The organism is Fulvivirga aurantia, assembly GCF_009711475.1.
In the GTDB taxonomy this organism is placed as follows: Bacteria; Bacteroidota; Bacteroidia; order Cytophagales; family Cyclobacteriaceae; genus Fulvivirga; species Fulvivirga aurantia.
Map to the genome: position 1 here is coordinate 1 of NZ_SMMD01000767.1, position 7,629 is coordinate 7,629.

Here is a 7,629-nt window from a genome sequence, read left to right on the forward strand (position 1 = left end):
AAAAAATAGCTTCTTATATTTGCACTCAGAAAAGGAATGGCGATGATATTTGTAAGTAGACAGGAACACTTTAACGCAGCTCATAAACTATTTAACCCTAAGTGGTCTAAAGAAAAGAATGAAGAGGTTTTCGGCCCATGTGCTAACTCTAACTGGCACGGCCATAATTTTGATTTAATAGTGACCGTTAAAGGCGAACCAGAACCCGACACGGGATTTGTTGTTGATCTTAAAAAGCTAAGTCAGCTAATCCGAAGAGAAATTACAGATAAGGTGGATCATAAGAACCTCAATCTTGATGTCGACTTTATGAAGGATAAGATGGCAAGTACCGAGAACTTAGCTATCGAATTCTGGAAAATATTAGAGAGAACCCTACCAACTGTTAGCGATACAGCGCAATTGCACTGTATTAAACTTTATGAAACCCCTCGAAATTTTGTAGAATACTACGGCTAGTATGAAATACTTTATCATAGCTGGAGAACGGTCAGGGGACCTTCATGGAGGGAATTTAGTAAAGGCAATCATAAAAGAAGAGCCTGATTCTGAATTTAAAGGATTCGGAGGTGATAATATGCAGGCCTCAGGTGTGGAGATTTTATTGCACTATAAACAAATGGCCTTCATGGGCTTTATCGAGGTCCTTCAAAATATTTTTAAGATACGTGGATTTATTAATCAGTGTAAATCAGAAATTGACACATATAAACCTGATGCAATAATTCTGATCGATTATGGTGGTTTTAATATGAAAATCGCCAAGTATGCTAAAAAATCAGGCATACCGGTGCATTTCTACATATCGCCTAAAGTATGGGCCTGGAATCAGAAAAGGGCATTAAAACTCAAGCGCATAGTTGACTTTATGTATGTCATTTTACCCTTTGAAAAAGAATTTTTTGCGAAGTTCGTTTGGGAAGTCAATTATGTGGGAAATCCAGTAATGGATGCAGTCAAATCTCACAAACCAACTGCCTCTAATTTACCAAGTAAGTACGTTGCTTTGCTACCCGGAAGTAGGGGACAGGAGCTTAAGAATATGTTGCCATATTTCATTGAGTTGGCCAGTCGTAAAACTGATATAAATTTTGCTGTAGCTACCGTAAACAACCTTGATGATAGTTACTATGCTGAAATCAGTAAGATGGATAATGTGGTATTGTTTAAAGGCAATAGTTACGATTTATTATCTGGGGCTGATGCAGCTGTTGTTACCTCGGGTACTGCAACTCTTGAAACTGCTCTATGGAAGGTGCCACAGGTGGTTGTTTACAGAACAAGTAAAATCTCGTATACGATCGCTAAAAGACTTATTCGAGTTCCTTATATTTCACTAGTAAATCTAATTGCCGATAAAGAGGTGGTGAAAGAGCTCATTCAGGATGAGTTTAATACTGATTCACTGGCAGAAGAGTTAGATAGATTACTAACTGACACTGAATACCTTGCTAACATCAAGTTGGAGTATGATAAGATCATTAAAACCCTTGATGTCGGTAGTGCTTCTGAAAATACTGCAAAACTAATTGTAGAAAATCAAAAAAAAGCTAGCTCAGTGAGCTAGCTTCTAAATTATCTAGGAATTCTTGACAGTTAAGCTACTTTAAGCTTGCTGTATTTAGATTTGCTGAATTTATCTTCAGCATAGCTTCTATTAATAACTAGTTTCTCCTTATTTTCTTCTGAAGGAAGCTCAAACATGGCATCATTTACAATGGCCTCGCAGATTGACCTAAGGCCCCTCGCACCAAGCTTAAATTCCACTGCTTTCTCAACGATAAAATCCAGGGCACCATCTTTGAAGTCTATTTCAATTTCCTCCATTTCAAATAGTTTCTTGTACTGCTTTACCAAAGCATTTTTAGGTTTGGTTAAGATCAGTTTCAACGTCTTAGCGTCCAATGGATTTAAATAAGTAAGTACCGGTAATCTACCGATTAGCTCGGGGATAAGCCCGAAACTCTTTAAATCTTGTGCTGTAACATATTGCAAAAGGTTATCCATTTCTACATCTAAAGGATTTAACTCTTCTTCAGAAGATGCAAAACCTAGTGGCCTGGTATTAATACGTTTGGCAATATTTCTGGAAATACCATCAAAAGCCCCACCACAAATAAATAAAATATTCTCAGTATTTACAGAGATCATTTTTTGGTCAGGATGCTTCCTGCCCCCTTGCGGTGGTACGTTTACTGTAGTTCCTTCCAATAACTTCAACAAAGCCTGTTGTACACCTTCACCACTTACATCTCTGGTAATAGATGGGTTGTCAGATTTTCTGGCAATTTTATCAAGCTCATCTATATATACAATTCCCCTTTCTGCAGCTTCAACTTCATAATCAGCAGATTGCAAAAGCCTGGTAAGAATACTTTCTACATCTTCACCAACATAACCTGCTTCTGTTAAGACTGTGGCGTCCGCAATACAGAAAGGTACTTGTAAAATTTTAGCCAGTGTTCGTGCCAAATATGTTTTACCTGTACCGGTCTCACCAACCATTACGATGTTCGATTTCTCAATATTTACATCATCATCTGTTGGTTTCTGCATTAACCTTTTGTAATGGTTATATACAGCAACTGATAATACTTTTTTAGCTTCATCCTGCCCAATCACAAATTCATCTAAGAACTTCTTCATCTCCATCGGCTTCACCAAATTAAAGTTAGGTGCACCCGTGTCGTTTTGAGTGTTCTTTTTTTCTTCACTTAAGATTTGGTTGGCCTGAGAGATACATTTATCACAAATGTGTGCATGTATACCCGATATCATCAGGTCAACGTCTTTCTTATTTCTACCACAAAATGAGCAAGTTACTTCTGCCATATTATTTACTTTTTCTTTCTAATACTTCGTCAATCAGGCCGTAAGATTTAGCTTCTGCAGCCCTCATCCAGTAGTCTCTATCAGAATCTTTTTCGATTTTATCGTATTTCTGACCACTGTGCTTAGATAATATATTATATAAATCCTTTTTAACCTCCAGCGTTTGTTTCAATGATATTTCCATATCTGAAGCCTGCCCTTGCATGCCACTCATGGGTTGGTGTATCATAACTCTTGCGTGAGGTAATGCTGATCTTTTTTTCTCATGACCTGAAGCCAATAGAACGGCTCCCATAGATGCTGCCAATCCTGTGCAAATTGTGGCTACATCAGGGTTTACATATTGCATGGTATCATAAATACCCAAACCAGCATATACCGAACCTCCAGGGCTGTTTATATACATAATTATGTCCTTCTTAGGGTCGCTGGACTCTAAGAATAATAATTGAGCAGTAATTATATTGGCGATCTGATCATCAATTCCCATTCCTAAGAAAATGATTCTATCAGAAATTAATCTTGTAAAGACATCAATTGCTCTAAAGTTTCCAGGTCTTTCCTCGATTACATACTGAGTCATATTCTGTATAGCACTAGAGTAATCATCAAATGTATGTCCGCTTATGCCCTGATCTTTAATGGCAAATTTTCTAAATTCTTCTTTATTGATCATTTTGATTTTGTTTAATCGGTTTATGCTCAATTATAACAACAAATTAGCATTATTGTCTATTAATACGAAAAAAAGCCCTATAAGATAGGGCTTTCAAATAAACTCAAAGTGAGGTTGATTAGTTCGAAACTATCTTTTGAAATTCATCAAGAGTCACTTTCTTTTCGGTGATAGTAATCTCATCTTTTATGTGATTTAAGATTTTCTCATCTCTTACCTCACCAAATACTTTCATATAGTTTTGACCATTTTCACCTTTAAGGTAATTGTCTGCAAAAGAATCTAAATGATCTTTCATTTGCTCTGCCATACCCTGTCCGCCAAGTTGCTGTAAAATCATATTCTTAGCCTTATCAACAACCTCTTCATTCTCTACCTTAATCTCGCTTTTCTCTGCGATTTTATTTTTGATGAGATCCCACTTTAGCTGCTTCACATATTCATCGATTTCTTTTTCGATATCTTCAGCAGTTACTTTTCCTTCATTTGATTGTAACAACCACGTTTTCAAGAACTCAACTGGTATTTCAATCTTCGTATTTTTTACGAAATGATCTTTGATGTCTCTGTCAAGTAAGTGGTCTGTTTCACGATTGTAATTCTCTTCTACCGTGTTCTTTACTTTTTCAACAAATTCTTCTTCAGATTTGATGCTGTCTTTGCCAAAAACCTTATCAAACAAGTCCTGATTAAGCTCAGCAGGCTCAATTCTATTTATTTTATTGATTATAAATGTGAACTTACCGGTTAGCTCCTTAGCTTTTTCATGACCTACATCAAGCAAGTGAGCTATGGTAGCGTGATCCTTAAAAGCTTTTTGGATATCTAATTCTACAATATCACCAGGCTTTACACCTGTAAACTTCTTATGTTCTTTTTTGTCAAGATCATCCCACTGTATTACACCTTCTTTAGAAAGCTCGCCCTCAACTTGTTTTAATTCACCGTAGAAAGCATCACCTTCTTCACTTACCTCAGGGTTGGTGCTTTCTCCAAATTGTTTTTTAACATTTTCAAGTGTCTCGTCCAGAGCTTTTTTATCCAACTCTATTTTGTATGACTTCACTTTCTGTTTGTTAGAAAGATCGTAATCAAACTCATCTACAAGTCCGATGTTGTAGTCAAACTCAAAGTCTTTTTGATTCTCCCAATCAATTTGGCTTGCCTTTTCCATGTCAGGAAGAGGCTCACCGATGAGCTGAATATTGTTTTCTTTAATGTACTCCTGAAGTGATTTTGATAAAATGCTATTTACTTCTTCGACAATAATAGATTTGCCGTACATCTTCTTAATTAAGCCAGTAGGAACTTTGCCTGGTCTGAAGCCTTTGATGTTTGCTTTCTTGGCATACTCCTTTACTTTTTCTTCTACATTGGGTTGATAATCACTCTCCTTTAATGTAACTTTAATAGAGGCTTCTGTGGAGCTTTTTTTGTCTAATGTGATATCCAAAGCAGTAATTGTTTTAATGTTAGTAATAAATAAAAACCCTCAACCACTGATCCTATATTGCAATAGAATCGGGAGATCGAGGGTTAATTTTTGTGCGGATGGAGGGACTCGAACCCCCATGCCCGGAGGCGCTAGATCCTAAGTCTAGTGCGTCTACCAATTTCGCCACATCCGCTTTCAATAAATTGGAGTGCAAATGTAAATATTATTTTTTATAGTGCAATATTTGAGTAAAAAAAATTGAGAATAGTTTTAAAGACTTTATGATCGCTGTAGACGTAGAAGAGGAAAACAAGGAAATAGTTCGTAGATATAGGCAATTGCTAAGAAAAGCCAAGCCTTTTCTTAAAGACGATGACTCAAAAAAAATCAGAAAAGCATTTAATGTTTCAATGGAGGCGTATGATGGTATGCGCAGGAAATCCGGAGAGCCCTACATTTTTCATCCACTAGCCGTAGCTAGGATTTGTGTAGAAGAAATTGGGTTGGGTACAACATCAATCATCTCTGCTTTGCTGCATGATGTAGTTGAAGATACAGAATGGACCATCAAGGACATTGAAAGAAATTTTGGTAAGAAAATAGCCAGAATAATCGATGGGCTCACTAAAATTTCAGGAGTATTTGAACATGGAAGCTCTCAGCAAGCAGAGAATTTCAGAAAAATGTTGCTTACCCTTTCAGAAGATGTAAGGGTTATTTTGGTTAAACTAGCTGATAGGCTTCACAACATGCGTACGTTAGGGAGCATGCCAGAAAATAAGCAGTATAAGATAGCTTCTGAAACCATATTTCTATACGCACCACTGGCACATCGCCTCGGGCTTTATGCAATAAAATCAGAACTTGAAGATTTATACCTAAGGTATACTGAGCGAGATACCTTTTCTGAGATTGTAAGTAAGATAGCTGCCACCAAGGAAGCTAGAAATCGCTTTATCAAAAGTTTTATTAGGCCAATTCAAAAATCGCTTAATGCTCAGGATTTCAATTATGTTATAAAAGGTAGGCCTAAATCAATTTATTCCATTTGGAATAAGATGAAGAAACAAAACATTCCTTTTGAAGAGGTATACGATTTGTTTGCCATACGCATTATAATAGATTCATCGATGGAAACAGAAAAGGCAGACTGCTGGCAGGTATACTCCATCGTTACCGATTTTTATAAACCAAATCCTGATAGATTAAGGGATTGGATTAGTACACCCAGAGCTAATGGCTATGAGTCATTGCATACAACTGTAATGGCTCGAAATGGTCAGTGGGTTGAGGTTCAGATTAGAACTACCAGAATGGATGAGATTGCAGAAAAAGGCTATGCTGCTCATTGGAAATATAAAGACAATGTAAATAACCAAACCTCCGGTCTGGAACAATGGATTGGTAAAGTAAGAGACATGCTGGAGCAGAATGACTCTTCAGCTCTCGAATTTGTAGATGACTTTAGAGGAAACTTATTTAATGAAGAGGTTTTTGCTTTTACACCTAAAGGTGAGCTCAAAACACTGCCTCATGGCGCCACAGCTTTAGACTTTGCTTTTGATATTCATACCGAGGTGGGGGCTCGTTGTATAGGAGCCAAGATCAATCAAAAACTTGTGCCTATTAACTATGAGTTAAAAAATGGTGATCAGGTAGAAATACTCACATCGAGTAAGCAAAAGCCCAACGAAGATTGGTTGCGATTTGTCGTTACCTCCAAAGCTAAATCTAAAATTAAAGATGAGCTTAAAGAAGATAAAAAGGTTATCGCAGAAGAGGGTAGGGAGATTGCGCTTAGAAAACTGAAACAGTTAAAGTTTGAAGCTAATAATGAGACCTTCGATAGATTGAGGGCATTTTTTAATGTCAATACGCAACTAGATCTATTTTATAGAATAGGTAAGGGTATTATTAATACCAAAGATTTTAAAAAGTTTAAGGAGTTTAAACCCACCTCGACCATAAAGCAAAGGCCTGCTTCCAAGGTTTCTGATGCCAAATCATTCGCAAAAGAGATAGTAAAAGTTAAGTCTGATGATATTCTTCTCATTGGTGAGGATATGGATGTCATAGATTATAAGCTTTCAAAATGTTGCAATCCAATTCCTGGTGATAATGTCTTCGGCTTTGTAACTGTAAACGAAGGGATCAAAATTCACAGAACTACCTGTCCAAACGCCCCTGAACTTTTAGCAAACCATGGGCATAGAGTAGTAAAAGCAAAATGGACCTCCCAGCATAGGTCTGCATTTCTTGTTGGTTTAAAAATAATTGGTACCGATCGCGTAGGTCTTATCAACGATGTCACAGCTATCATTTCAGATGAGTTGAAGGTAAACATGAGGTCAATGTCTATTGATACAGAGTCGGGTATTTTTGAAGGGGATATTATGCTTTATGTAAATGATACGAGACACTTAGATTTACTTATTACCAAGCTAGAAAAAGTAGATGGTGTCTTTAAGGTATCAAGGTTTGAATACCACGATTAAAATTCTAGAAAAGATATCCTATATTTGCATCCCTAAAAGCATAGGCGAATGGCACTCAACGAAAAAGTTTTTGCCGAAGTAAAGAAAATCTTCACGGCATATCTGGAAAATAAGGGCTTAAGAAAAACCCCCGAGAGATATGCTATACTCGAAGAAATCTACTCAAGAGATGGTCATTTCGATGTTGAGTC

6 protein-coding genes, 1 tRNA gene and 1 pseudogene are annotated in these 7,629 nt (G+C 36.8%); 4 read left to right on the plus strand and 4 right to left on the minus strand.

All coding sequences use genetic code 11. The annotated features are described in order from the left end of the window. Positions 1-42 precede the first annotated feature (42 nt). Together E1176_RS09570 and lpxB are read left to right on the plus strand one after the other, a co-directional pair. Positions 43-459 (plus strand): 6-pyruvoyl trahydropterin synthase family protein, encoded by a 417-nt coding sequence (locus tag E1176_RS09570; RefSeq protein ID WP_155210391.1) that lies wholly within the window; start codon positions 43-45, stop codon positions 457-459. A gap of 1 nt (position 460) precedes the next feature. Further along, on the plus strand, positions 461-1,567 hold the full coding sequence (gene lpxB, locus E1176_RS09575; RefSeq protein ID WP_155210392.1) for a lipid-A-disaccharide synthase: 1,107 nt from the start codon (positions 461-463) through the stop codon (positions 1,565-1,567). 29 nt (positions 1,568-1,596) lie between these two features. Here the strand turns inward: lpxB and clpX are convergent, their stop codons facing one another. The 4 genes from clpX to E1176_RS09595 form a co-directional block, all read right to left on the minus strand. Further along, on the minus strand, positions 1,597-2,832 hold the full coding sequence (clpX, locus tag E1176_RS09580; protein WP_155210393.1) for an ATP-dependent Clp protease ATP-binding subunit ClpX: 1,236 nt from the start codon (positions 2,830-2,832) through the stop codon (positions 1,597-1,599). A gap of 1 nt (position 2,833) precedes the next feature. Continuing rightward, entirely contained in the window at positions 2,834-3,508 is a 675-nt protein-coding gene (locus tag E1176_RS09585) for a ClpP family protease (protein WP_155210394.1), read from the minus strand. Positions 3,509-3,626: 118 nt separating this feature from the next. After that, on the minus strand, positions 3,627-4,961 hold the full coding sequence (gene tig, locus E1176_RS09590; protein ID WP_155210395.1) for a trigger factor: 1,335 nt from the start codon (positions 4,959-4,961) through the stop codon (positions 3,627-3,629). A 93-nt stretch (positions 4,962-5,054) separates the two neighbouring features. Next, positions 5,055-5,136 (minus strand) — tRNA-Leu (locus E1176_RS09595). Positions 5,137-5,224: 88 nt separating this feature from the next. Between E1176_RS09595 and E1176_RS09600 the strand changes: the two genes are divergently transcribed. Next, positions 5,225-7,438 carry a RelA/SpoT family protein gene (locus tag E1176_RS09600; RefSeq protein ID WP_155210396.1) on the plus strand — a complete coding sequence of 738 codons (2,214 nt, stop codon included), beginning with the start codon at positions 5,225-5,227 and terminating at the stop codon, positions 7,436-7,438. 48 nt (positions 7,439-7,486) lie between these two features. Next, a pseudogene (locus E1176_RS21085) lies at positions 7,487-7,629 on the plus strand (transcriptional repressor); the annotation flags it as partial.